Raw genomic sequence first — 24,790 nt, 5'->3', positions numbered from 1 at the left:
CCCCTGACGCACCGCTGATGTGATGGCTACGTCCTCTTGACGGGACCCGGTGGCGGGCTCCACGGTGCGGGGGCGACGGGCAGGGACAGGACCGTGGTCAGACCGCCGCCGGGGGTGTCCTCGGGGGTGAGGGTGCCGTTCATCGCCTCCGTCAGTCCCCGGGCCAGGGCGAGGCCGAGGCCGAGTCCGGCGGTGTTGTCGCGGTCGCCGAGGCGTTGGAAGGGCTCGAAGGCGCGCTCACGGTCGTCGGCGGCGATTCCGGGGCCCCGGTCGGCGATCCTCACCTCGACCCGGCCGGCCAGGGCGCTCGCCGTCACCAACACCGGACGGTCCCCCGGGGCATGGCGGACCGCGTTGCCGACCAGGTTCGCCAGCACCCGTTCGAGCAGCGGGGGGTCGGCCCGCAGCGCCGGCACGGTCTCCAGGTTCTGCACGTCGATGGCGGGCGTGTCCGCCGAGGGCAGGTCCAGCGACTCCAGAGCGGCGGGCAGGACCTCTTCGAGGGTGGTGGCCCGCAGTTCGAGGTGGAGGGCGCCGGCCTGCAGACGGCTGAGGTCGAGCAGGTTCTCCACCAGGCGGTTCAGCCGGTTCAGCGACATCTCGGCGGATTCGAGCAGCTCCGCCCGGTCCTCCTCGGAGAAGTCCACGTCCGGGGCGCGCAGCGAGCCGATCGCAGGACGAGGAAGTCCCCGGGCCCGGCCGCGACCACCAGGTCGGGGCCCGTGCCGCCACGGACGCGGTGCCCGCCCTCCGTACCGGAACCGGCGTCGGGGGCCTCCGGAGCCAGCTCGACGGTGTCCATGCCGAAGGTCTCCCGGGTGCGTTCCAGCAGGGCCGGTATCGTCTGGTCGCCGCGGACGATGCTGCCCGCGAGGGAGGACATCGTCTCCGCCTCGGCCGTGGCCCGGGCCGCGCGTCGGGAGAGCCGCAGGGACCTGTCCGCGGCGGCGGCCACGGTGGCGGCGACGACGGCGAAGACCACGAGCGCCAGCACGCTGTCCGGGTCGCTCATGGTGAACTCGCCTATGGGCGGCATGAACCAGTAGTTGAGGAGCAGGGCGGCGGTCAGTGCCGCGATCACGGCGGACGCGACGCCTCCGATGCAGGCCACCCCACGACGGCCACGAGGAACAGCAGCGCCTCGCTGGTCAGGTTCAGCGTGCCGCGCATCCGGTCCAGGGCGAGGGTGAGCAGTACCGGGAGGACGACCCCCGCCACCGGCCCGGCGATGAGGCGGGAGGTGGGCAGCGTGCGGCGGCGGGACGGCAGCAGCCGGCCGTGGCCGGCCCGCTCGTGCGTGACCATGTGGACATCGATGTCCTCGGAGAGCCCGACGACGGTCTCGCCGATTCCCCGGCCGGTGAGGAAACGTTCCAGCCTGCGGCGGCTCGTACCCAGGACGAGCTGGGTGGCGTTCTCCGCCATGGCGAAGTCCACCAGGGCGGTGGGTACTTCGTCGCCGACGACGGAGTGGTAGCTGCCGCCCAGGTCCTCGACGAGGGCCCGCTGCGCGGCGAGCGCCGCGTGCGAGACCCCGGCGGTGAGCGCGTCGCTGCGTGCGATGTGCACGGCGTGCAGTTCGCCCCCCGCGGAGCGGCCGGCGATGCGGGCGGCGCGACGGATCAGGGTCTCGCCCTCGGGGCCGCCCGTGAGCGCCACCACCACCCGCTCCCGGGTCTCCCAGACCTCCCCGATGCCGTGCTCGATGCGGTACGTGTGGAGGGCCTCGTCCACCCGCCCGGCCAGCCACAGCAGGGCCGGCTCCCCCAGCGCAATGAGGTTGCCCGGGCGGAAGTGGTTGGCGAGGGAGGCGTTGATCCGTTCGGGGGGACAGATGTCGCCGTGGGCCATCCGGCGCCGGAGTCCCTCGGGGGGTATGTCGACCAGCTCGATCTCGTCGGCCCGGCGTACGAACTCGTCGGGCACCGTCTCGCGTTGCGGCACTCCGGTGATCTTCTCGACCACGTCGCTCAGCGACTCCAGGTGCTGGATGTCGAGGGTGGTGACGACGTCGATCCCGGCGGCCAGGATGTCCTCGACGTCCTGCCAGCGCTTCGGATACCGGCCGCCTCCCGGGACGTTGGTGTGGGCGAGTTCGTCGATCAGCGCCACCTGCGGACGTCGGTACAGCAGAGCTTCCCTGTCCAACTCCGCGTACCGGCCGCCACGGTGGCCGTCACTCGCTCCCGGCAGTATCTCCAGGCCGTCGAGCTTCGCCTCGGTGTGCGGGCGCCGGTGGCATTCCACGAGACCGGCCACCACATCCGCCCCGCGCGCCACCCGGCGGTGGGCCTCGTCGAGCATGCGGTACGTCTTGCCGACCCCGGGCGCCGCGCCCAGGAAGACCTTGAGCCTTCCGGGCCGGACGACCGGCTGCGCCGCCCCCGCAGTCGAGCCGGCCGGGTCCGTCGTCGTCATGCTCAGAACTTCTCGGGAAAGAAGAACGCCAGGATCAGATACCCGACCAGGCAGACCGCGATGATGGCGCCGACGACATTCTCCGTACTCACCCGTACCCGACTCCTCCGGACGCCCTCAACCTCACCAGCGAACACCAGCGGTCCCACTCCCGTGCCGTCCCTGATGCGCTCCTGACGGCACGGGAGTGGGACTTTGACGGTGCATTGACGGCCGATACACCGATAGGGTGAAGGCGGTGTGCCGGGAAGCCTGGTCGGCGTCGCGTGACCGCATGGTCCGCGTCGACTCGGGTGGGGGCGGCATGCGCAGCGTCGGTACGGTCTTGTTCCTCGTGGTGCTGGCCACGCTCGTGGCCACGGGTGCCCGTCGCTGGCGAATCCCCGCTCCCTCGCTGCTCGTTGTAGGCGGCCTCGTCGTCGCGCTGCCACCGGGCACCCCCGAGATCCGGGTCAGTCCCGAAGTCATCGGACTCGTCGTGCTGCCGCCCCTGCTCCACGCCGGCGCGGAGGAACTGTCCTGGCGCGAGCTGCGCCTGGTGTGGAAGCCGGTCAGCGTGCTCGCCGTCGGCCTGGTGCTGGCCTCGGCTGCCGCGGTCGGGGTGACCGCGTCGCTGATCACTCCGCACCCTCATCGGGGGAGCCGTCGCCGCAATGGTGGCGCTGATCCGACGCAGAACCGAGGACCCGGCACTGGAGACCGTGATCGCCCTAGCGACCCCGTACGCCACCTACGTGCTGGCGGAGGCGGTGCACGCTTCGGGCGTGCTGGCGGTCGCCGCGACCCTCGTCACCGCGCGCCTGCAGTGGGTCCAGCCGCTCTCGGCCGTCGTCCCGCTGGCCGCGGCGCTGTCGATCCCGGTCCTGGCGGACGACGGAAGCCCCCTGGACCAGCGGCCGCTCGTACTCGGGCTCACGACGTCCGTGGTGGTCCTCACCCTCGTCGCCCAGGGCTTCGTCCGACCTCGAAGCGGTGCCGGACGTGGTGGCGGACCGCCTTCGGCGCGGTCTGCAGGCCCCGACTCGAACACGCTCACGACCGCCTGGAGGAGGCCGAACTCCAGCGGCTCTACGACGAACACCACATCAGCGACACCACCCGCAGGAACCTCCAGCGCTCTCTGGACCTGGAGGAGGCACGGCTGTGCCTGGCGAGCTGAGCCGCGCGCTGTGCGCCGTACGCCGTGCGCGGACCGGTTCGTGAGGTGTCGCACGTGCGCTCTACGACAAGACCGATTCCATGGAAACGATCAAGGGGATGGCATGAGTGAGGGTACGGAGCGGAAGCGCGGAGGGGCGTGGTGGGGCATCGCGGTGTGGTGCGCGATGGTCACCGCCGTTCTCGTCGGACTTCCGTGGGTCACGAGCAGCCGGCTGCCGGAGCGGCTGGCGACCCACTGGTCCGCCGGCGACGGCGGACCGGACGGCTCGATGCCCCTGTGGGCAGCGGCGTTCTTCCCGGCCTTGATCTGGGTGGTCCTCGCGCTTCTGATCGTCGCCCTGGGGCGTTGGCGCGGGAGGGTGACCTCGGATCCGGAGACGCGCGGGCGATCCGTGCCGGGGTTGATCTCCGGGGGTGTGCTCCTCGTCGGCGCGCAGGCGTCCGTTGTGAGGGCGAACCTGGACCACGCGGACTGGCGGCAGGCCGGCTCCGTGACCCTGTGGGCCGCGGGGACGCTGGGGGCGGCGGCGGTGACGGGTCTGGCCGAGTGGGCGGTGGCCCGTCGGGGCGGGCTGTGACGAGTGCGCAGCACACCGGTGAGGCGGCGCCGGCGCCTCGCTCAAGCGTGCGCCGGGATCGCCGTCACCGTGCGGGCCAGGGCGCGGCCGGTGGCGTGGTGAACGTACTCACGGGTGAGCCGGAACCCGGCCGTCCAGGCCAGCAGCCGACTGGGTCGGTTGTCGCGCGAGCAGCACCAGCTCGCGGTACGTCCGCGTGCCTGGACATCGGCGGTCAAGCCGGCGAGGCAGGCCAGGGCGAGGCGTTCACGGCGGCGATCGGGCACGGTGACGACCGCGATGTCCTCGTAGGCGCTGCCGAGGAAGTAGGTGCAGGCGACGGAGAGGAGCCGGCCCTTGGCGAAGGCGGCCCAGGCATGGCCCGAGGCGGCCAGCCGGGAGGGGCCACCCCAACTGGCGTGGATCCAGGCGTTATCGGAGTGCAGCTCGGCCAGTGCCGGACCGTCCTCGGGTGTCAGCCGCCGTACCGTCACGCCACGCGGCACACGGGGGAGGGGCACCGCTGCCCGAGCCTGGTGGACGTACAGCATCCGTTCCCAGGAGATGACGCGCTCGAAAGCGGTCCCGAGGGCGGGCCAGAAGGGTGGAGGCCCCTCGACGTACCGGTCCGCGAACGGGGCCAGGGCATCCGGGTCGAGCGCGCTCGGGTCGCCGCGCAGCAACACGTGGTCCGTGCAGGTGACGGCGAGGACGCGGGGCCGGTCGAGGCGATCGGCCCACCAGCAGCCGGCGCCCGTGGTCAGTACGTGCTCGGCGAGTGCCCCGAGACCGGGGGAGCCGGTGGGAAACCACCGGCTCAGGGCGGGCAGTCGCCGCGGCGAGATTTCGATCATCAACTCTCCCTTGTGGTGCGCGGGCTGTGATGCAGGGGGAGCGGGGTGCCCGCTGACGGGCGGCCGTCGTCCCGGGGTGGGTTCGCCTCGGGGCCCGGTGCCTGCCCGACGGGACAGGCACCGGGTGGAGGCGGCCGCACGCGATACGGGCGGGGGCGGGCGGCCGCGGTCCGGGAACGGTGCGTCAGCGCACCGGCAGGTGAGCGGCGCGCGAGACCAGGCGCACCGTATGCGGTGGCCGGTCGTCGTGGCGCAGACCGCTGTTCACATCACTCATCCAACTGCCTTGCGGGGCACGCCTCAAGGCAGTCGGCCAGTCCTTGACACGGCTCTGATACCGCATGACCGGCGGGTGCAGTTCTTCGAACGGGTCGAGGCCGTTGACGTACTCGCCCGTGATGAACCCGTGGACTCTCGTCCCGTCGACGCCGGCCTGGACGAAGTCCCGAGCGGGGTCCGAGGCCGCGTCCTGGGCGTTCGTCCAGAACCGGGCCCGCGGACCGTAGCGGTGGGTCGATGTCTAGCAGTTGGGTTTGCTGCCTTGGTGGGAGCCCTTCTTGCGGCGGGCCCTCTTCTTGCGTGCGCGCTTGGACATGTCCGTGGATCCCTTCAGGCGGTGTGGCCGACGAGGAGGTCGGCGAGCTTGTTGAGGCGCTTGACGGTGCGCTCCTCGGTGGCGGCGATCGCCGGGGCGACGCGCGCGGAGCGGTCGTAGTAGGCGCCGTTGACGATCTCGGTGGCCGGGTCGCAGAGCCGTACGACGTGCCCCGCACCCTCGGCGGCCGGCGCACCTTCGTGCCCGTACAGCGGGAGAAGGCCGGTCTCGCACACGCCGGGGTCGACGGAGACGGCGGTGACGCGCGGGTCGGCGGCGAAGACGGTCAGCGCGAGCTGCGACTGGGCGTACGCGGCGAGCCGCGAGTAACGCCGCACGCGCTGCGGGTCGTTCCACTGGATGGCGCCCGTTCGGTGGAGCGCGGAGGAGACGTTGACCACGCGCCCGCCGGGGTCGCTGGTCAGCGCGGGCTCCAGCATCGTCGTGAGGAGGTAGTGGGCCAGGAAGTTGACCTGGAAGGAGATCTCGTTGCCGTCGGCCGTGAGCGTGTGTCGTTCGGGTGCGGCGATGGCCGCGTTGTTGACGAGTACGTCCAGGCGCGGGTGCTCCCGTACGACGGCGTGGGCGAGGCTCTCGACCTCCTCCAGGCGCACGAAGTCGGCCGCGAGCGGCCGGAGACGGGCGCCGTCCACCCCGGCGGTGGCCACGAGCCGGTCGGTTGCGGCCTGGGCCTCCTCGGGCGTACGGCCGTGGAGGAGGACGGTGGCGCCGCGCTCGGCGAGCCGGCGGGCGGTCTCGTAGCCGATGCCGGAGGTGGCGCCGGTGACGAGGACGGTACGTCCGGAGAGAGATGAAGACATGGCGATTCCCTGGAAGCGGGCATGGCCGAAGCGCCCGGCGCCCGGGCGAGAGGCCGGGGCGTGGGCTCGGTCCATGCGGTGGAGGTGAGGATGCGTACGCGGCCTCGGTCAGCGCCCAAGGGGCTGACGGCAGGTACGGGGAGGACGCGCGGCCGAGGTCAGAGGGCCGGGCGGACAGCGGGCGCCGTCGGCCGCACCGACGTGACCCCGGCACGGCTCGGCCGTGACGGTGGCCGATCGTCGTGGCGCGGACCGCTGTTCATGGCGCAATCCCAGCGCATCGGGGACCCGGGGGCAAGCGCTCGAAGGCTTCTTGACGGCCTTCTGATGACCTTCGTCAGAGCCGCATCAAAGATCGACTTCCGTGCGGAAGGAACCCGTCAAGGAGTACTGCCGGAGTCGTCCGCCCGGAGCAGACTGGTGTGGCGATGGAGCCGGACGACGGACCGGCGGCACGCGGCCGGGGGGCGGTGACCTGAACACCGCCCGAGGGCGCACGGTCCCACCGTGGGGGTACGGGCCGATGCGACCGCGTGCCGGTCACCCGTCGCACAGCACATGAGCCGTCCGGCTCTCCGGTGTGGGGACACCAGAGCCGGACGGCTCGCGTGTTCCCGTCGTCAGCCTCTGCTCGGGCCCTGGTGCCACTGGCCGCGATCATCGGCTTGAGTCGGTCTGCCGGTCGCCCCGTCGTCAGGTGACCGCAGACGTCGGGAGCTCCGGCGCTACCGGAGCGGCGTCTCCTGCTATGGGGAGCGTGATGACCATGGTGAGGCCGCCGCCCGGGGTGTCCTCGGCGGTGAGGGTGCCTCCGATGGCCTCGGTGAAGCCGCGGGCCACGGCCAGGCCGAGGCCGACGCCGGCGCCGCGCGGGGCGTCGCCGTGGCGCTGGAAGGGTTCGAAGATGCGGTTCTTGGCCTCGTCCGGGACGCCGGGGCCCCGGTCGACGACGCGCAGCTCGACGCGGCTGGCGAGCGCGCTGGCGGAGACGTGGACGGGCTGGCCGTCGGGGCTGTACTTGACGGCGTTCTCGACGATGTTGGCGACGGCCCGCTCCAGGAGGCCCCGGTCGACGGCGACCATCGGCAGGGTCTCGGGGATGTCGAGCGCGACGCTGTGCTCGGGCACGCCGCCCAGGGCCATGGGGACGACCTCGTCGAGATCCGTTTCGCGGATCAGCGGGACGACGGTGCCGGTGTTGAGGCGGGACATGTCGAGGAGGTTGCCGATCAGGGCGGCGAGGCGGTCGGCGCCGTCCTCGATGCCTTCGAGGAGTTCGGCCTTGTCGTCCTCGGACCATTCGACGTCGTCGGAGCGCAGGGAGGTGACGGAGGCCTTGATCCCGGCGAGCGGGGTGCGCAGGTCGTGGCTGACGGCGGCCAGGAGCGCGGTGCGGATGCGGTTGGCCTCGGCGAGTTCGCGGGACCTCTCGGCCTCGTCGACGAGGCGCTGGCGGTCGAGTACGACGGCGGCCTGGGCGGCGAAGGCGCCCAGGACGCGGCGGTCCTCGGCGGGAAGGACCCGGCCCGTGAGGGCGAGGGCCATGGTGTCGCCCATGGGGAGGTCGACATCCGCGTCCTCGGGCCGGCTGACGGGACTGGCGCCGACGGACGCCGCCGTCGTCCAGGGGTCCACCTCGCTGCTGCGTTCCAGGAGGACCACCGACTGCATGGCGAAGGTCTCGCGAAGCCGCTCCAGCAGCGCGTCGAGGGAGTTCTCACCGCGCAGGACGCTGCCGGCGAGGAAGGAGAGGATCTCGGATTCGGCGCGCAGACGGGCGGCCTGGTGCGTGCGCCGCGCCGCCAGGTCGACCACGGAGGCCACCGACACCGCGACACCGACGAAGATCGCGATGGCGACGATGTTCTTCGGGTCGGAGATCGTGAACTCGTGCAGCGGCGGTGTGAAGTAGTAGTTCAGCAGCAGCGACCCGAACGCCGCCGAGGCGAGCGCGGGCAGCAGCCCGCCGAGCAGGGCCGCCGCCACCGTGAACGTGAGGAAGAGCAGCATGTCGTTGGCGAGACCGAGCTCGGGGACGAGCCGGCTGAGCAGCACGGTGAGCAGTGCGGGGCCGGCGATGCCGGTGAGCCAGCCCCAGATGATGCGGGAGCGGCCCAGCCGCGCGCCGCGTGCGACGGGCAGGCCGCTGCGACCCTTGGCGGCCTCGTCGTGGGTGACGATGTGGACGTCGAGGTCCGGGCCCGATTCGCGGGCGACGGTGGCGCTGACACCCGGGCGGAACACGGACTGCCAGGAGCGCCGTCGGCTGACGCCCAGCACGATCTGGGTGGCGTTGCACCCGCGGGCGAACTCCAGCAGCGCGTCGGGGACGCTGTCGCCTATGACGTGGTGGAAGGTGCCGCCGAGGTCCTCGACCAGGGTGCGCTGGACGGCCAGTTCCTTGGGGGAGGCGGAGGTGAGCCCGTCGCTGGCGGCGATGTAGACGGCCAGGACCTCGCCGCCCGCGCCCTTCTCGGCGAGCCGGGCCGCGCGCCGGATGAGCGTACGTCCCTCCGGTCCGCCGGTCAGACCCACGACGATGCGCTCACGTGCCTGCCAGGTGGAGCGGATGTCGTGTTCGCCCCGGTACTCCTGGAGGTACTCGTCGACCCGGTCGGCGACCCACAGCAGCGCCAGCTCGCGCAGCGCGGTCAGGTTCCCGGGGCGGAAGTAGTTGGAGAGGGCGGCGTCCACCTTGTCGGGCTTGTAGACGTTGCCGTGCGCCATCCGTCGGCGCAGCGCCTGCGGCGACATGTCGACGAGCTCGATCTGGTCGGCGCGGCGCGCGACCTCGTCCGGAACCGTCTCCCGCTGGCGGACGCCGGTGATCGTCTCGACCACGTCACCCAGTGATTCGAGATGCTGGATGTTGACGGTCGAGACGACGTCGATGCCGGCCTGGAGCAGCTCTTCCACGTCTTGCCAGCGCTTGGCGTTGCGCGAGCCCGGCACGTTCGTGTGCGCGAGCTCGTCCACGAGGGCCACGGCGGGGCGGCGGGCGAGGACGGCGTCGACGTCCATCTCGGTGAACGTGGAGCCGCGGTACTCGATCTCGCGCCGCTCGATGAGTTCGAGGCCGTGCAGCATGACCTCCGTCCGCGGGCGGCTGTGGTGCTCGACGAAGCCCACGACGCAGTCGGTGCCCCGCTCGACGCGGCGGTGTGCCTCGGAGAGCATCGCGTACGTCTTGCCGACGCCCGGTGCCGCGCCGAGGTAGATGCGGAGCTTGCCGCGTCCCATGTGCAGACTCTTCTTCTCTGGTGACGATCGGGTGGGCGGGTCGGTGGTCACGGTTCGAAGCGGTAGCCCCTGCCCGGTTCGGTGATCAGGTACCGGGGGTGCGAGGGGTCCGCCTCCAGCTTGCGCCGGAGCTGGGCCATGTATACGCGCAGGTAGTTGGTGTTCTCCCCGTAGCTCGGGACCCAGACTTCCAGCAGGAGCCTGCTCTGGGTGATCAGCCGGCCCGGGTGGGCGATGAGGATCTCCAGCAGGTGCCATTCCGTCGGGGTCAGCCGCACCGTGCGTTCGCCCCCGTGGACCGGGACCCGGCTCCAGCCGCGGACGCGCTTGATGACGTCGATGCCGCCCAGTCCGTAGAGGCCGAGGTTGCGGCGGAGCATTTTGTCGGCGCTGGTCGGTTTGTGCTGAACGCCCTTGACACCGCGAGCTCCTGGATGAAGAGGGACGAAATGAATCGGCCAGATGGCCGAAGACGAGACAACCGTGTCTTCATCCCGGCGTTAAGACACCTTGACGGGGTCCATACGGACGCACGGGAACTCTTAACGCCACCCTGACGTGAAGCGCCGGAGAAGGCCTGGTCAGCCCTGGTGGGACAGGCCGGCCGTGTCCAGGGCGGAGCCGGCCTGGGCGGCCAGGGCGACGGCCACCAGGCGGTCCTGTTCCGGGGGGAGCGGGCCGGGGAGGGGATCCAGCAGGAAGCGGCCGTAGTAGTGCCCGCCGCCGACGACGCGCAGCTCGGTCTCCCCGTCCGGCCAGCCGGCGTACTCCGTCACCCTGCCCGGGCGGTGCAGCCACAGACTGCCGTCGTGTGCGAGGCGCGGCAGGTTTCCCGTCAGGTTGCCGTACTCGAAGCGGCAGCCGCGCAATCCCAACAGGCCGACGAGTTCCCGGCGCACGTACTCGACGACGGCCTCGGGGGAGCGGCCGTCCTCGGTCAGCCGGGCCGTTCCCTGGAGGCTCGACAGATGGGCCGCGTCAGTGATCACGGTCCTTTGGAGTCGCCGTGCGCGTACCGCCAGCTGCGAGACGACGAGGCCGACGACGAGCAGCAGGAGCGCCGTCTCGACGTCGTCGCGGCCGGCGATCAAGAACCGTTGATAGGGCTCGGTCAGGAAGAAGTCGAACCAGGAGGCCGCCGACAGCGCGGCGAGAACCCCGGCCGCCCGGGTGCCGAGCGCGGCCACCGCGACCACCGCGACGACGAGGATCAGCGCCGCGTTCGTCGCCGAGAGTTCCGTGCGGAAGGGCACCAGCGCGAGCGCCAGGAGGAAGGGGACCACGAGGGCCGCGAGCGCGGCGGCCGTGTCGTGAAGTCGATACCCGGACATGTGATGCCTCCTGTCCGGACGCGAGGGGTTCGGGAATCAGAACTTCTCGGGCCTGATCAGAGCGACCACGAGATAGCCCAGCAGCGCGAGCGCGATTTCACAGAGGCAGCCGGGGCAGCCGGGGCAGCCGCCTGTAAGAACACTGCCCCTTGCCGGAGGGACAGCCACACACCGCGGCCAGGTCTTGACGCACCTCATACGGTCGCCCCGCCCCGGCATCAAAGGCGCGTGAATACTGGAGCGGCGGCCGTATGGATGACGCCAAGAACACTGGTCATCAAGCCACGGCATTCCGACGCTGTCCTCACTTTGTCCAACGGAGGAACAGCGAGAGATGTCCATAGACATGGGAAAGCCGAGCACGGCAGGACGGGCCCCGGGCACGGAGGAGCCCCCTGATACCGGCGTACGGGCGCCCGCGGCGGGCGACCGCCACCGGCTGACCGCCCTCCAGGGCCTGGCCGCGCTGTCGCTGGACGCGATGGCGTCCGTGGCGTACGGGCCGGAGTCGATCGTGCTCGTCCTGGCCGCGGCCGGTGCGTACGGCATGGGCTTCACCCTCCCCGTCACCCTGGCGATCGCCGCACTGCTGGCGGTGCTGGTGGCCTCGTACCGGCAGGTCATCGCCGCCTTCCCGGACGGCGGCGGCTCGTACGCCGTCGCCAAGAAGCACCTCGGCCGGCGTACGAGTCTGGTGGCCGCCGCCTCGCTGATCCTGGACTACGTACTCAACGTCGCCGTCTCGGTCACGGCCGGAGTCGCCGCCCTGACCTCGGCCTTCCCCGAGCTGTACGGGGAGCGGGTGTGGATCTGCCTGGGCGTGCTGGTGCTGGTCACCGCGGTGAACCTGCGGGGGGTCGTGGAATCCGCCAAGGCCTTCCTCGTTCCCACGGCCGTCTTCGTCGGGTCGATCCTCGCGATGGTCGTCGTGGGGCTCTTCCGTGACGGTCCCGTCAGCACCGCCTCCGCCGCCGGGCACGCCTCCGCGCTCGGCGAGGGCGCCACCACCGTCGGCGCGCTCCTGCTGCTGAAGGCCTTCGCCGCCGGCTGTTCCGCCCTGACGGGCGTCGAGGCCGTCGCCAACGCCGTGCCGTCCTTCCGCGCCCCGGCCGCCCGCCGGGCCCAGCGCACCGAGGTCGCCCTCGGCGCCCTGCTCGGTGTGATGCTGATCGGCCTGTCGATCCTGATCGGGCGCTTCCACCTCCAGCCGGTCGAGGGCGTGACCGTGCTCGCCCAGCTCGCGGACGCCTCCTTCGGGCACAACGCGGCCTTCTACGTGGTCCAGTTCGCCACGATGGTGCTGCTCGCGCTGGCAGCGAACACCTCCTTCGGTGGTCTGCCGGTCCTGATGAGCCTGCTGGCCCGCGACAACCACCTGCCGCACGTCTTCGCGCTCAAGGCCGACCGCCAGGTCCACCGCCACGGCGTGGTCTGGCTGGCCCTCGTCTCCGCCCTGCTGCTCGTCTTCTCCGGCGGCGACACCAACACCCTCGTCCCGCTCTTCGCGATCGGCGTCTTCATCGGCTTCACCATCTGCCAGATCGGCATGGTCCGGCACTGGTACGGGGAGAGGCCGCGGGGATGGCCGGCGAAGGCGGCGCTCAACGGCTTCGGGGCCCTGCTGACCGGGGTCTCGGCCGTCGTCGTCACCGCCACCAAGTTCACCGAGGGTGCCTGGCTGATCGTCGTCGCGCTGCCGCTGCTCGTTCTCGGCTTCGAGAAGGTCCACCGCGCGTACACCGAGATCGGCGAACGTCTGGAGCTCGGCCGGATTCCCCAGGCCCCGCATCGCTCCCGCTCCGTGGTCGTGGTTCCCGTCTCCGGTCTGTCCCGCCTGACCAGCCAGGCCCTCACCGCGGCCGGCTCACTCGGCGACGACGTCCTCGCCGTGACCGTCACCCACCCGGCCCCCGAGGACCGCGAGACGGCTGAAGCCCTCAGGCGGGACTGGGAGTTGTGGAAACCCGGCGTCGAGCTGATCGAGCTCTCCTCGGAAACCCGTTCGCTCGGCCGCCCCCTGGCGGCATACGTACGCAAGCTCGCCCAGTCCCACCCGGACGCCCAGGTGACCGTCCTGATCCCGGAGACCGAACCGGCCCACCTGTGGCAGCGGTTGCTCCAGAACCAGCGCGGCTCCGTCGTGGCCCACGCGCTCCGCCGCGACACCGACGCCGTGATCTGCCGACTGCGCTTCCGCATCACGGCAGACGCGCGCTGACGTGCGTCGACGTGCGTTGACGCACCTCTGACGGCGGCTTGACACGCGTGCGCCGCCGTCAAGAAGGCGCCAATTCACGGGCACACAAGGGTATTTACCTCGGAGCAGGCAGTAGTTTCCTGCCTGTTGCGCCGCCGGGGCCTCGCATACTCACATGACGGCCGAGGGGGTCCATGGGGGACGGTCCCCGGCGGCGACGCCCTCTTCCGCGCCCTGGCCGCGAGCTGCCTGGGCTGCCACGCCTCGAACCCATCCAGAAGGTCGCTTGATGCCTCCCGCCACCGCGCAGCACGTTCCTCCGGGTCTCGGGACACCGCCGCGGACTCCGACCGGCCGACCGTCCCGGAAACGCTCCGGGCAGGTGAGCGTGGTGGACCCCGAGCTCCTCGCCGCCTCCGCACGGGAGGCCGTCGGCAAGCTCCACCCGCGCGAACTGGTCAAGAAGCCGGTGCTGTTCGTCGTAGCCGTCGGGTCCGTGCTGACCACGCTCTCGGCGCTCGTCCACCCGTCCGTCTTCACCTGGGTGATCAGCGTCTGGCTCTGGCTGACGGTCCTGTTCGCCAACCTCGCCGAGGCCGTCGCCGAAGGCCGGGGCCGGGCCCAGGCGGAATCGCTGCGCAAGGCGCGTACGGACACGGTCGCGGTACGGCTGGACCACTGGACGTACGGGGCGAACCCGAACCGGGCCGAGACCGAGGTGGTCACGCCCGCCGAGCTCCAGCCCTTCGACTTCGTGCTCGTCGAAGCGGGCGAGCTGATCCCGGCCGACGGCGACGTGGTCGACGGGGCCGCGATGGTGGACGAGTCCGCCGTCACCGGCGAATCGGCGCCCGTGCTGCGCGAGTCGGGCGGCGACCGGTCCGGGGTCACCGGCGGCACATCGGTGCTGTCCGACTCGATCGTCGTACGGGTCACCTCGCGCCCGGGACACAGCTTCATCGACCGGATGATCGCCCTGGTCGAGGGCGCCACCCGGCAGAAGACCCCGAACGAGATCGCGCTGAACATCCTGCTGGCCGCGCTCACCGTCATCTTCGTCCTGGTGGTCCTCGCCATCCAGCCGATGGCGGCCTACGCGCACGCCGCGCAGTCCACGACCGTCCTGGTCGCCCTCCTCGTCACCCTCATCCCCACCACGATCGGCGCCCTCCTGTCGGCGATCGGCATCGCGGGCATGGACCGCCTCGTGCAGCGCAACGTCATCGCGATGAGCGGACGCGCCGTCGAGGCGGCCGGAGACGTGAACACCCTGCTCCTCGACAAGACCGGGACCATCACCCTCGGCAACCGCGAGGCCGCGGCCTTCATCCCGCTGCCCGGCGGCGACCACATCAAGCTGGCGGACGCCGCACAGCTGTCCTCGCTCGCCGACCAGACGCCCGAGGGCCGCTCCGTCGTCGCCCTCTCCCAGCAGTACGGACTCCAGCCGGCCGCCCCCGAGGACCTCAGCAACCCCCGCTTCACCGAGTTCAGCGCCCGGACCCGGATGAGCGGCGTGAACCTGAGCTGGGACAACGGCGCAGGCTGCGCCATCCGCAAGGGCGCGGTGCCGCAGGTCTGCGACTGGGTGGCGGCGCGCGGCGGGACCGTACCGTCGGAAGCGGCAGCGTGGTCGGCCACCGTGTCCGAGTCCGGGGGCACACCCCTCCTGGTGGCGGTCCACGACTGGGACGGCCCGAGGGTGCTGGGGATCATCCACCTCAAGGACGTGGTCAAGGAAGGGATCCGGGAGCGCTTCGCGGAGCTGCGCAGCATGGGGATCCGTACCGTCATGGTGACCGGCGACAACGAGCTGACGGCCCGCGCCATCGCGGAGGAGGCCGGCGTCGACGAATACCTGGCGGAGGCGACCCCGAGGACAAGATGGCCCTCATCAAGCGGGAGCAGGCCGGCGGCAAGCTCGTCGCCATGACCGGCGACGGTACGAACGACGCCCCGGCGCTCGCGCAGGCCGACGTCGGCGTGGCGATGAACACGGGCACCTCGGCCGCCAAGGAGGCCGGGAACATGGTGGACCTGGACTCCAACCCCACCAAACTCATCGACATCGTCGAGATCGGCAAACAACTCCTCATCACCCGAGGCGCGCTCACCACGTTCTCGATCACCAACGACGTGGCCAAGTACTTCGCGATCATCCCGGCCATGTTCGCCTCGGCCTATCCGGGACTCGAAGCCCTCAACATCATGGGCCTGAGCAGCCCGACCTCCGCCATCACCTCGGCGATCATCTTCAACGCCATGATCATCGTCGCCCTCATCCCGCTCGCCCTGCGCGGCGTCCGGTACCGCCCCGCCTCCGCGCACGACCTGCTGCGCCGCAACCTGGGCGTCTACGGTCTCGGCGGCCTGATCCTGCCGTTCGTCGGCATCAAGCTCATCGACCTGCTGGTGTCCACCATCCCCGGCCTCGGCTGAACGCGGCCGCCACTACGCCACAGGTGGCTCCGTTCGCGCTAAGGACGCGTCAGGAATCGCTCGCTCCCGTGCATGACTGATCAGGCTGCGTACGCTGGCTCAGCCGTCGCTGTCGGCGGCTGGTTCTTCGCGTACGACAGGAGCACCCCCACGATGGCCACCCCTGCCCGCTCCTCGCGCCTGCGTGCATGGATGCTGGAAGGCCTGACCGCCCAGACGAGTTCGCCCGCCGCCAAGGAGGCGGCGGCCCAGCCGCACGGCCGGCCGTGGTGGCGCGTCATGTGCCTGACCGGTCTCGACTACTTCTCCACCCTCGGCTACCAGCCCGGCATCGCGTTCCTCGCGGCCGGACTGCTGTCGCCGCTGGCGACCATCGTGCTCGTGCTGCTGACGCTGTTCGGTGCGCTCCCCGTCTACCGCAGAGTGGCGGAGGAGAGCCCGCACGGCGAGGGCTCCATCGCCATGCTGGAGCGGCTGCTCACCTTCTGGAAGGGGAAACTGTTCGTCCTGACGCTGCTCGGGTTCGCGGCGACCGACTTCCTCATCACCATCACGCTCTCCGCGGCCGACGCGACCGCGCACATGGTGGAGAACCCGCACCTCACCAGCACCCTGCACGGCCACGAAGTACTGATCACCCTGGTCCTGATCGCCCTCCTGGGCGGGGTGTTCCTGAAGGGGTTCAGCGAGGCCATCGGCGTCGCCGTGGTCCTGGTGGCCACCTATCTCAGCCTGAACGTCGTCGTCGTGGCCGTCGGGCTGTGGAACGTGTTCACCGAACCCCAGGTCATCACCGACTGGACGACCGCGTTGACCGCCGAGCACGGCAATCCGTTCATGATGATCGCCATCGCGCTCGTCGTGTTCCCGAAGCTCGCCCTCGGCCTGTCCGGCTTCGAGACCGGTGTCGCGGTCATGCCGCACGTCCAAGGCGAGCCCGACGACACCGAGGCCAGGCCTGCCGGCCGAATCCGCGGCGCCAAGAAGCTGCTGACCACGGCCGCCGTGATCATGAGCGTCTTCCTGATCTGCTCCAGCCTCATCACGACCCTGCTGATCCCCGCCGCCGCCTTCCAGCCCGGCGGCGAGGCGAACGGCCGCGCCCTCGCGTACCTGGCGCACGAGTACCTGGGCTCCGCGTTCGGCACGGTCTACGACATCTCGACGATCCTGATCCTGTGGTTCGCCGGGGCCTCCGCGATGGCGGGTCTGCTGAACCTGATGCCCCGCTACCTGCCCCGCTACGGCATGGCCCCGCACTGGGCGCGGGCCCTGCGGCCGATGGTCATCGTGTTCACCCTGATCGCGTTCCTGGTGACCTGGATCTTCGACGCGGACGTGGACGCGCAGGGCGGCGCGTACGCCACCGGCGTCCTCGTCCTGATCACCTCCGCGGCCGTCGCCGTGACCATCGCGGCCCGCCGGGCCGGGGAGCGCGGCTGGACGATCGGCTTCGGCATCATCTCGGCCGTCTTCATCTACACGACGGCCATCAACGTGGTGGAACGGCCGGACGGCGTGAAGATCGGTGCCTGTTTCATCGGCGGCATCATGGCCCTCTCCCTCCTCTCCCGCCTCGCCCGCGTCTTCGAGCTGCGCGTCACGCACATCGAGTTCGACGACATGGCGCAGCGGTTCGTCCGCGACACCGCCAACCGCACGATCCGGTTCATCGCCAACGAGCCCGACAGCCGCGACAAGGCCGAGTACCGCGACAAGGTGCAGCAGATCCGCGCCGACAACGACATCCCGGCCGGCGACGACGTCATGTTCGTCGAGGTCACCGTCCTGGACGCGTCGGAGTTCGAATCCGGCATGCGGGTGCGCGGCGAGGTCCTGCACGGCCGCTACCGCGTCCTGACCCTGGAGAGCTCCAGCATCCCCAACGCGCTGGCCGCCCTCCTGCTCCACGTACGGGACGAGACCGGGCAACGCCCCCACATCTACTTCGAGTGGACCGAGGGCAACCCGATGGCCAACTTCTTCCGCTTCTTCCTCTTCGGCCAGGGCGAGGTCGCCCCCGTCACCCGCGAGGTCATCCGCGCGGCCGAGCCCGACCGGGACCGCCGCCCGCACGTCCACGCCGGCTGACCGCCGCGTCACCACCTCACGCCACCTCCCGTTCGACGAAGGCGCGGAACGTGCCCGGCGGGCGTCCGGTGAGGCGCTCGACGGTGTCCGACGTACGGTCCTCCGCGCCCTCGGCGATGGCGCGGTCCATGCCGGCCAGCAGGGAAGCGAACTCCAGCGGTATCTCGGCCGCCCAGCGGTCGCGCAGTTGCTCGAAGGTCAGCTGCCGGTGCACCACGGGTCGCCCGGTGGACTCGGCGATGATCGCGGCGACATCGGCGTAGCTCAGTGTCTGGGGCCCGGTCAGGATGAGGTCGGTGTCGGGGGCCCGGTCGTCGGTGAGGGCGCGTACGGCGACGGCGGCGATGTCCTCCGCATCGACGAACCCGACGCGGCCGTCCCCCGAGGCCGACATGATGGCGCCCTCGTCGCGGATGCTGCGCGCGTGGGGGGTGGAGCCGGCGAAGTTCTGCATGAACCAGGAAGGCCGCAGCACCGCCCACTGTTCGAACATTCCGGGCAGGGCCCGGTGGACCTGGCCCACCGCGGGACCACCTGCCGGGATCGCGGAAGAGCTGAGCAGCACGGCGCGGCGCACGCCCGCCGCGCGGGCCTGGCGGAGGAAGGGCAGCATGACCGCGGCCGGGTCCGGAGAGCCGATGGGCGGGACGAGGTAGACGCGGTCGACGTCCTCGACGGCCTCGCTCCAGGTCGCGGGCTCGTTCCAGTCGAAGCGGACGCCGTCCGCGCCCGCCACCGGGGTGGCGCGCCGGCCGGCGGCTTTGGCGCGGTGGCCCTCGGAGACCAGCCGGGCGGTGACCCGGCGGCCGGTGGTGCCGGTGGCCCCGATGACGAGGGTGGCGCCGGGGGCGTTCATCGGTTTGCTCCTGCGAAGTCGGCACCGGGCTGCTGAACGGCGAGCGGGTTCCAGTAGTCGCGGTACGAGGTGATGAGCCCGTCTTCGACCGTGACGACGGCGATGTAGGTCATGTCGTAGGGGGTGTCGGTCTCCACCAGGCGGCCGACACCCCGCATCTCCACCACGATCGTTTCGGCGGCGGTGGTCTGGTGGATCTTCACGTCGGGGAAGTCGTGGAGGTCGATGTGGTCCGGGTAATGGCGCATGTAGTCGGCGACCGCGGTCTTGCCTTCGAGGCGCTCGGGCCATCCGTCGGGGGCGAAGGGGAACTCCAGGACGCCGTTGTCGTCCCACAGGTCCACCCAGGCGGGGATGTCCTTCTGCAGCAGCAGCCGCAGACCGTGGCGGTACAGCTCGGCGGGTGTCGTGGGCGTTGTCATGATCGAGGGTTCCGTTCTGCGGGGTCGCCCGTACGGGCGGTCCCCGCGGCGAGGGCGCCGGATGAAACGGACTGGCGGTCCGTATGGGTGAGAAGATACGGACCGATGGTCCGTTTTGCAAGAAGGGCCACCGCCCCGACGCGGCCACCTCGGTGACGGCGAGTTCGGTCTCGCCGTCGCCGTCGCCGTCCCGCCGCCCCGGCTTAATCGGAAGACGAGACGGTTCGGTCCGCAGTAGGCTGTTCGCATGTACGTGCACTACTTCTTCCTCTGACGGCCCCCGGTGCGCCGGACGGACGCGGCCCTCGTCGCGCCGCCCGTCCGCGCAGCCCTGCGTCAGGAAGAAGGCCCACGTACCCCTAGGAACCCCATGCGCCCCATCGTTTCCGCCGTCTCCCAGCTGGCCCTCAGCGGCGTCGGCAAGGCCTACGGCGACCGCGTCGTCCTCGACCAGGTCTCCCTCACCCTGCGACCGGGCGAGAAGGCCGCCGTGATCGGCGAGAACGGCTCCGGCAAGTCGACCCTGCTGCGCCTGATCGCCGGAGCCGAGCAGCCCGACCACGGCCAGGTCACCCTCTCCTTCCCCGGCGGCGTCGGCCACCTCGCGCAGACCCTCGACCTCGGGCCGGAGCGTACGGTCCAGGACGCCGTCGACGCCGCCCTGCACGAGCTGCGCACGCTGGAGGCCCGCATCCGGGCCGCCGAGGTTGCGCTCGCGGGCGCCGGACCCGCGGAACTCGACGCGTACGGCGACCTGCTCACCGCCTTCGAGGCCCGCGACGGCTACACGGCCGACGCCCGCACGGACGCGGCCCGGCACGCCCTCGGCATCGGACACATCGGCATGGAGCGGCCCCTCGGATCGCTCTCCGGGGGAGAACAGTCCCGGCTCGCCCTCGCCTGCGTCCTGGGCGCGGCCCCGGAACTGCTGCTGCTGGACGAGCCGACCAACCACCTCGACGAGCCCGCCGTGACCTGGCTGGCGGAGCGGCTGCGCGCGCACCGGGGCACGCTGGTCGTCGTCACCCACGACCGGGCGTTCCTGGAGGCCGTGGCCACGACGGTGCTCGAAGTGGACCGCGACCTGCGGACGGTCACCCGGTACGGGGACGGCTGGGCCGGCTACCGCGCCGCCCGGGCCGCTGCCCGCCGGGGCCGGGAGCAGCGCCACCAGGAGTACCTCGACGCGCTCGCCCGTACCCAGCGCCTGGTCGAGACCGCCGGGCAACGACTGGCGGCCACGGGCAAGGACCCGCGCGAGGGCTTCGGCAAGCACCGGCGCTCGCACGACGCCAAACTGTCCGGGCAGGTCAGGGCGGCACGGCGGCATCTGGACCAGCTGCTGCGCGAGCCGGTCGCGGCGCCGCCGGAGCCCCTGCGGTTCGCCGCGCGGATCGACGAGGACACCGCCGCCCTGCCCGAGGACACCCCGTACGTGGCCGAACTGGCCCAGGTCGCGGTCGAGGGACGGTTGTCGCTGCCGGAACTCGCCATCGGACCGGGTGCGCGGCTCCTGGTGTCGGGCCCGAACGGGGCCGGTAAATCGACCCTGTTGAGGGTCCTGGCCGGCGACATCGCGCCGGACCGGGGCACGGTACTGCGCCACACCGAGGTGGGCTACCTCCCTCAGGAGATCGCCTCCGACCCGGCCCGGCACCCGCTGCTGCACGGCTTCGCGGCCGGCCGCCCCGGAGACCCCGAGGAGTACGCGGAGGAACTCCTCTCCCTCGGTCTGTTCCGCGCGCAGGACCTGCACGTGCCCGTCGCCGCCCTGTCGGTGGGCCAGCGCCGCCGGCTGGAGCTGGCCCGGCTCGTGACGCGGCCGGCGGGCCTGCTCGTCCTGGACGAGCCGACCAACCACGTGTCGCCGGCGCTGGTCGAGGAACTGGAAGAAGCACTGGCCGCGTTCACGGGCGCCGTGGTCGCCGTCTCGCACGACCACCGCTTCCGCTCGGCCTTCACCGGCCCGCGGCTGGAACTGCGCGCGGGCTCGCCGGTCGAGGGCTCGCCGCGGCGCGCGTAGCGACCGGGCCGGGCCCCACGCACACGCACCTCAGTGGGCCGACGGTGCGGCCCGGTCCGCCCGGCCCAGGTTCGCGATCTTCATCCTTTCGGGTGATCGTCCGTATAAACTCCCTGACGGCGCAGCGCAGTTCGCGCAGCGCCGTCAGCCAGAACGCGCACGCACGGCGATGGCGGAAGGGCCGATGACACACCCGCGCACCGCCGGTCCGTCGGAGACCGGTGCCCGTACCTGGGACTCGTTCCTGTCGGCCCCGGAGCTCGCCGCCGTCACCTCCGCCGGGTTCGACCCGCTCGGGCACGTCCTCGGCATCACCGTCTTCACCACCCCCTACACCGGAGCCTGGGGCTGCCCGGGTGCCTGGTCGGCCCTGTCCGCCGGCGGCTACCCCAAGCCCTCCCGCTGGGTCCCTTCCTACGAGCCCCTGGTGCAGGCGCTGCACACCGCCCGCAAACGGGCGCTGACCCGTGCCGTGGACGAGTGCCGTGCCCTCGGCGGCGACGGGGTCGTCGGGGTGAGCGTGGACATCGAACCCACGCCGCTCGGGGGCCTGGAATGCACCGTACGGGGCACCGCAGTCCGAGCCCGCTCGCGGATCCGGCCCCACCAGCCCTTCACTTCGCACCTCGGCGGCCAGGACTTCGCCCGGCTGATCCACTCTGGCTGGGTGCCCACCCAACTCGCCTTCGGCATCGCCTTCGCCGGTCGCCACGACGACTGGCGCACCACGCGCAGGACCCGCTGGACCGCCCCCAATGAGGAGGTCGAGGGCTACACCCTGCTGGTGAACCGCGTCCGCGAAGAGGCCCGTACCCGGCTGAAGCGCGACGCGGCCGCGGCCGGCGGCGAGGGGGTCGTGGTCGACGAGACGGAGCTGAAAGTGGAAAAGGAGGAGTGCCGCAACGGCACCCTCGGCTATGCGTACGACTTCAGCGCGGAAGCGGCGTTCGTCGGCACCGCCATCGCCCGGTTCGGCCGCTCCGCGCGGCCGGCCGGGCCCGGGCCGTTGACCATCATGAGACTGGATCGGGAGCACTGAGATGACCGAGCGATCAGGCCCGGACCCGGCCGCCGCCGAAGAGGCCGCGCAGGAGGCGATGCGACGGCTCGCGCGGCCCCCGTCCGGCGCGGAGCAGGGCGCCTTCTTCACCTCGGACCTCACGGTGAACGAGTTCCTCCTCGTGCGCGAGGCGGGCTTCCGGCCGCTGGGCCTGGTCCTCGGCTCCTCCGTCTACCACGTGGGGATCCAACTGGGCCGCTGGACGAAGAACCAGGAACTGACCAAGCTGTCGCAGGCCATGTACCACGCGCGCGAACTCGCCATGAGCCGGATGGAGGCGGAGGCGAGCGCGCTGGGCGCGGACGGGATCGTCGGCGTACGACTGGACATCGAGTTCAGGGAATTCGGTTCGGACGTCGCCGAGTTCGTCGCCGTCGGCACGGCCGTCAAGGCGGACGGCGCGGACCCGGGACCCGCCGGGACCTGGCTGAACAACAAGGGCCGGCCGTTCACCTCCAACCTCTCCGGCCAGGACTTCTGGACGCTGGTCCGCGCCGGGTACGCACCCGTGGACCTCGTCATGGGGTCGTGCGTCTACCACGTGGCGCACCAGCGGTTCACGCAGGCGCTGGGCAACGCCGGCCGCAACATCGAGATCGAGCCGTTCACCCAGGCCCTGTACGACGCGCGCGGACTGGCCATGAGCCGCATGAAGGCGGAGGGGCAGGCCCTGGACGCCGAGGGCATCGTGGCGGTCGACCTGCGACAGCACGCGCACCGGTGGGGCGGCCACACCACCGAGTTCCTCGCCGTCGGCACGGCGGTGCGCCCCCTGCGCGATGACCACGTGATCGAACGGCCGACCCTGGTGCTGGGCGTCGATGGCTGACCCGGAAGTCGAACTGCTCGCCGCGGCGCTGCGCCGCGACAGCGCCGACCTGGACCTCTACGGGGCCGTGCTGACGGCGAAACTGACGGACGCGCTGCCGCCGGGCGCCGTACGGGTCACGCGTCGGCGCTCTCTCGGGCAGCGGCTGGCCGGCCGCCCGGGGGCGGTCGCCGAGGTGGGTGTCCTGCTGGGGGACAGGAGGTTCACGCTGTTCACGCACGAGGGCCGGCTGACGGCGGAGATCTGCCACGAGGTGCGGGACGTCGTTCTCTCCCGGCGCCCGGTGGGTCTGGACGAATGGCTCGCCGCCCTGGCACAGGAACTGTCCCGGGCCGCCGCCTCGAACGCCCGTGCCCGTACGGCGGTGGAACGCTTCCTGACCTGACGCACGCGAGAGCGCGCGCGGCGCGGACGGGGCGCGGCCGGCAGGCCGCGCGGAGTCGGCGCTCGTAGCCTGGGGTGGGGGCCCCGGTGTGTGTCCGGCGGCCGGTGGAGCGGCGGGAGGTGGTCCCATGAGCAGACGCTGGACCGCGCGGCTGGCCCTGGTGACGGGCCTGGCGGCGCTCGTGGTGCTGGTGCTGTTCGGCGGCCTCGCGAGCCTCCTGCTGATGGCGGTGGGCTGGGCGGGACTGGTCCTCACGGCGGCGGGCGTGTGGTGGATGCTCACCCACACCGGCTGGATCAGGGTGCTCGCCGGGATGCTGGTGGTCCTCGCACCGCTCGCGGTGCTGCTCCTGTACTCGGCCGCCGGGCTGCTGTGGGTCGTGCTGGCCTCGCTCGCCCTGTGGGCGCTGGCTGTCGCCGCGGGCAGCGCCGCCCTCGCCGAGGACGGCCCCGGCATGCCCGAGCGCTCCGCCGAACGGATCGAGAAGCCCTTCCTGATCATGAATCCGCGCTCGGGTGGCGGAAAGGTCGAGAAGTTCGGCCTGGCGGCGCGGGCCAGGGAGCTGGGCGCCGAGGTCGTGGTCCTGGATCCGGAACGGCCCCAGGACGTGGCCGAGCTGGCGCGGCGGGCCGTCGCGGACGGGGCCGACCTGCTCGGCGTGGCGGGCGGCGACGGTACGCAGGCCCTGGTCGCCGCCGTGGCCGTGGAGCACGATATTCCGTTCATGGTGATCAGCGCCGGCACGCGCAATCACTTCGCCATGGATCTGGGTCTGGACCGGCAGGACCCCTCCCGGTGTCTGGAGGCCCTGACCGACGCCGTCGAACTGCGCGTCGACCTCGGCTACGTCCACGAGGGAGAACCGGGGGAGGGGAACACGAAGAACGACGGGAACACGGGGAACACCGGGAATACCGGGAGGGTCTTCGTCAACAGCGCCTCGTTCGGCGTGTACGCGGAAGTCGTGCAGAGTCCGGCCTACCGGGACGACAAGGCCGGCACCATCCTGGAGATGCTGCCGGCCCTGCTGACCCACGCCGCCGGCTCGCGGCTGACGGTCCAGGCGGACGAGCTGGCCCTGGACGGCCCCCAAGCCGTGCTGGTGAGCAACAACCCCTATCAGAAGGGCGATTCGGCGGGGCTCGGGCGCCGGGAGCGACTGGACTCCGGTGCCCTGGGGATCCTCGGCGTCGAGGTCTCCAGCGCCGCCGAAGCAGCGGGGCTGCTGCTCCACGGCAGGCAGGGCCGCGGCCTGACCGCCGCCACCGCCCGTGAGGTCGTCGTCGACGCGGACGCCCCCTCCATCCCGGTCGGTGTCGACGGCGAGGCCCTGGTGCTGTCCACTCCGGTGCGCTGCCGTATCGCGCCGGGCGCCCTGCGCGTGCGCGTGCCACGGCACCGCCCCGGCGTGCCGCGCGCGGCGGCTCCGATGGACTGGCGCCGGGTGCGGAAGCTGGCGCTGACCATGGGACGGGCCGCGACGGGGCGCGGCGCCGCCTGAACGGCGGCCG

The 24,790-nt window shown here is 71.7% G+C and carries 16 protein-coding genes and 4 pseudogenes; 10 read left to right on the top strand and 10 right to left on the bottom strand.

Annotated features, from left to right (window positions below; all coding sequences use genetic code 11):
- Nucleotides 1-26 precede the first annotated feature (26 nt).
- A pseudogene (locus tag CP980_RS36670) lies at nucleotides 27-2,418 on the bottom strand (sensor histidine kinase).
- 2 nt (nucleotides 2,419-2,420) lie between these two features.
- Complete coding sequence (gene kdpF / locus CP980_RS03130; protein WP_150492540.1) at nucleotides 2,421-2,510, bottom strand: K(+)-transporting ATPase subunit F; 90 nt, start codon at nucleotides 2,508-2,510, stop codon at nucleotides 2,421-2,423.
- A gap of 212 nt (nucleotides 2,511-2,722) precedes the next feature.
- Here kdpF (CP980_RS03130) and CP980_RS03125 point away from each other — a divergent pair.
- Together CP980_RS03125 and CP980_RS03120 are read left to right on the top strand one after the other, a co-directional pair.
- Nucleotides 2,723-3,577 (top strand): annotated as a pseudogene (locus CP980_RS03125) (cation:proton antiporter domain-containing protein).
- A 103-nt stretch (nucleotides 3,578-3,680) separates the two neighbouring features.
- Nucleotides 3,681-4,157 carry an SdpI family protein gene (locus tag CP980_RS03120; RefSeq protein WP_150492539.1) on the top strand — a complete coding sequence of 159 codons (477 nt, stop codon included), beginning with the start codon at nucleotides 3,681-3,683 and terminating at the stop codon, nucleotides 4,155-4,157.
- A gap of 41 nt (nucleotides 4,158-4,198) precedes the next feature.
- Here the strand turns inward: CP980_RS03120 and CP980_RS03115 are convergent, their stop codons facing one another.
- From CP980_RS03115 to kdpF (CP980_RS36665), 6 genes and pseudogenes are all read right to left on the bottom strand, one after another.
- Complete coding sequence (locus CP980_RS03115; RefSeq protein ID WP_150492538.1) at nucleotides 4,199-4,990, bottom strand: GNAT family N-acetyltransferase; 792 nt, start codon at nucleotides 4,988-4,990, stop codon at nucleotides 4,199-4,201.
- Between the two features lie 609 nt (nucleotides 4,991-5,599).
- The gene (locus CP980_RS03110) at nucleotides 5,600-6,406 is read right to left on the bottom strand and encodes an SDR family NAD(P)-dependent oxidoreductase (RefSeq protein WP_150492537.1); all 807 of its coding nucleotides are present in this window, start codon (nucleotides 6,404-6,406) and stop codon (nucleotides 5,600-5,602) included.
- Nucleotides 6,407-7,099: 693 nt separating this feature from the next.
- Complete coding sequence (locus CP980_RS03105; protein ID WP_150492536.1) at nucleotides 7,100-9,646, bottom strand: sensor histidine kinase; 2,547 nt, start codon at nucleotides 9,644-9,646, stop codon at nucleotides 7,100-7,102.
- 47 nt (nucleotides 9,647-9,693) lie between these two features.
- Nucleotides 9,694-9,942, bottom strand: a pseudogene (locus CP980_RS03100) (winged helix-turn-helix domain-containing protein); the annotation flags it as partial.
- 285 nt (nucleotides 9,943-10,227) lie between these two features.
- A complete protein-coding gene (locus CP980_RS03090; protein ID WP_150492535.1) occupies nucleotides 10,228-10,977 on the bottom strand; it encodes a DUF4118 domain-containing protein in 750 nt (249 codons plus the stop codon).
- Between the two features lie 36 nt (nucleotides 10,978-11,013).
- Nucleotides 11,014-11,175 carry a K(+)-transporting ATPase subunit F gene (gene kdpF, locus CP980_RS36665; RefSeq protein WP_425281766.1) on the bottom strand — a complete coding sequence of 54 codons (162 nt, stop codon included), beginning with the start codon at nucleotides 11,173-11,175 and terminating at the stop codon, nucleotides 11,014-11,016.
- A 136-nt stretch (nucleotides 11,176-11,311) separates the two neighbouring features.
- Here kdpF (CP980_RS36665) and CP980_RS03080 point away from each other — a divergent pair, with 136 nt between their 5' ends.
- The 3 genes and pseudogenes from CP980_RS03080 (at nucleotide 11,312) to CP980_RS03070 (ending at nucleotide 17,704) form a co-directional block, all read left to right on the top strand.
- Complete coding sequence (locus tag CP980_RS03080; RefSeq protein ID WP_150492534.1) at nucleotides 11,312-13,195, top strand: APC family permease; 1,884 nt, start codon at nucleotides 11,312-11,314, stop codon at nucleotides 13,193-13,195.
- Between the two features lie 268 nt (nucleotides 13,196-13,463).
- Nucleotides 13,464-15,613: pseudogene (kdpB, locus tag CP980_RS03075) on the top strand (potassium-transporting ATPase subunit KdpB).
- 153 nt (nucleotides 15,614-15,766) lie between these two features.
- On the top strand, nucleotides 15,767-17,704 hold the full coding sequence (locus CP980_RS03070) for an APC family permease (protein WP_150530100.1): 1,938 nt from the start codon (nucleotides 15,767-15,769) through the stop codon (nucleotides 17,702-17,704).
- A 16-nt stretch (nucleotides 17,705-17,720) separates the two neighbouring features.
- On the opposite strand, the gene CP980_RS03065 is transcribed toward CP980_RS03070, so the two are convergent.
- The gene (locus CP980_RS03065) at nucleotides 17,721-18,560 is read right to left on the bottom strand and encodes an NmrA family NAD(P)-binding protein (protein WP_150492533.1); all 840 of its coding nucleotides are present in this window, start codon (nucleotides 18,558-18,560) and stop codon (nucleotides 17,721-17,723) included.
- Nucleotides 18,557-18,982: a nuclear transport factor 2 family protein gene (locus tag CP980_RS03060; RefSeq protein ID WP_150492532.1), complete on the bottom strand. Its 426-nt coding sequence runs from the start codon at nucleotides 18,980-18,982 to the stop codon at nucleotides 18,557-18,559. The genes CP980_RS03065 and CP980_RS03060 overlap by 4 nt, the downstream gene beginning before the upstream one ends.
- Nucleotides 18,983-19,352: 370 nt before the next feature.
- Here CP980_RS03060 and CP980_RS03055 point away from each other — a divergent pair, with 370 nt between their 5' ends.
- The 5 genes from CP980_RS03055 (at nucleotide 19,353) to CP980_RS03035 (ending at nucleotide 24,780) form a co-directional block, all read left to right on the top strand.
- On the top strand, nucleotides 19,353-21,005 hold the full coding sequence (locus CP980_RS03055) for an ABC-F family ATP-binding cassette domain-containing protein (RefSeq protein WP_150492531.1): 1,653 nt from the start codon (nucleotides 19,353-19,355) through the stop codon (nucleotides 21,003-21,005).
- 184 nt (nucleotides 21,006-21,189) lie between these two features.
- On the top strand, nucleotides 21,190-22,044 hold the full coding sequence (locus CP980_RS03050) for a heavy metal-binding domain-containing protein (protein ID WP_167535778.1): 855 nt from the start codon (nucleotides 21,190-21,192) through the stop codon (nucleotides 22,042-22,044).
- A gap of 1 nt (nucleotide 22,045) precedes the next feature.
- Nucleotides 22,046-22,894, top strand: coding sequence for a heavy metal-binding domain-containing protein (locus CP980_RS03045; RefSeq protein WP_167535777.1), 849 nt, complete (start codon nucleotides 22,046-22,048; stop codon nucleotides 22,892-22,894).
- Nucleotides 22,887-23,279 (top strand): hypothetical protein, encoded by a 393-nt coding sequence (locus tag CP980_RS03040; RefSeq protein WP_132753747.1) that lies wholly within the window; start codon nucleotides 22,887-22,889, stop codon nucleotides 23,277-23,279. Before CP980_RS03045 ends, CP980_RS03040 begins: the two co-directional genes overlap by 8 nt.
- 127 nt (nucleotides 23,280-23,406) lie before the next feature.
- On the top strand, nucleotides 23,407-24,780 hold the full coding sequence (locus tag CP980_RS03035) for a diacylglycerol/lipid kinase family protein (RefSeq protein WP_150492529.1): 1,374 nt from the start codon (nucleotides 23,407-23,409) through the stop codon (nucleotides 24,778-24,780).
- Nucleotides 24,781-24,790: the final 10 nt, after the last annotated feature.

Source organism: Streptomyces vinaceus (assembly GCF_008704935.1).
GTDB classification, from domain to species: domain Bacteria; phylum Actinomycetota; class Actinomycetes; order Streptomycetales; family Streptomycetaceae; genus Streptomyces; species Streptomyces vinaceus.
This window is presented reverse-complemented; position numbering and strand designations above follow the sequence as displayed.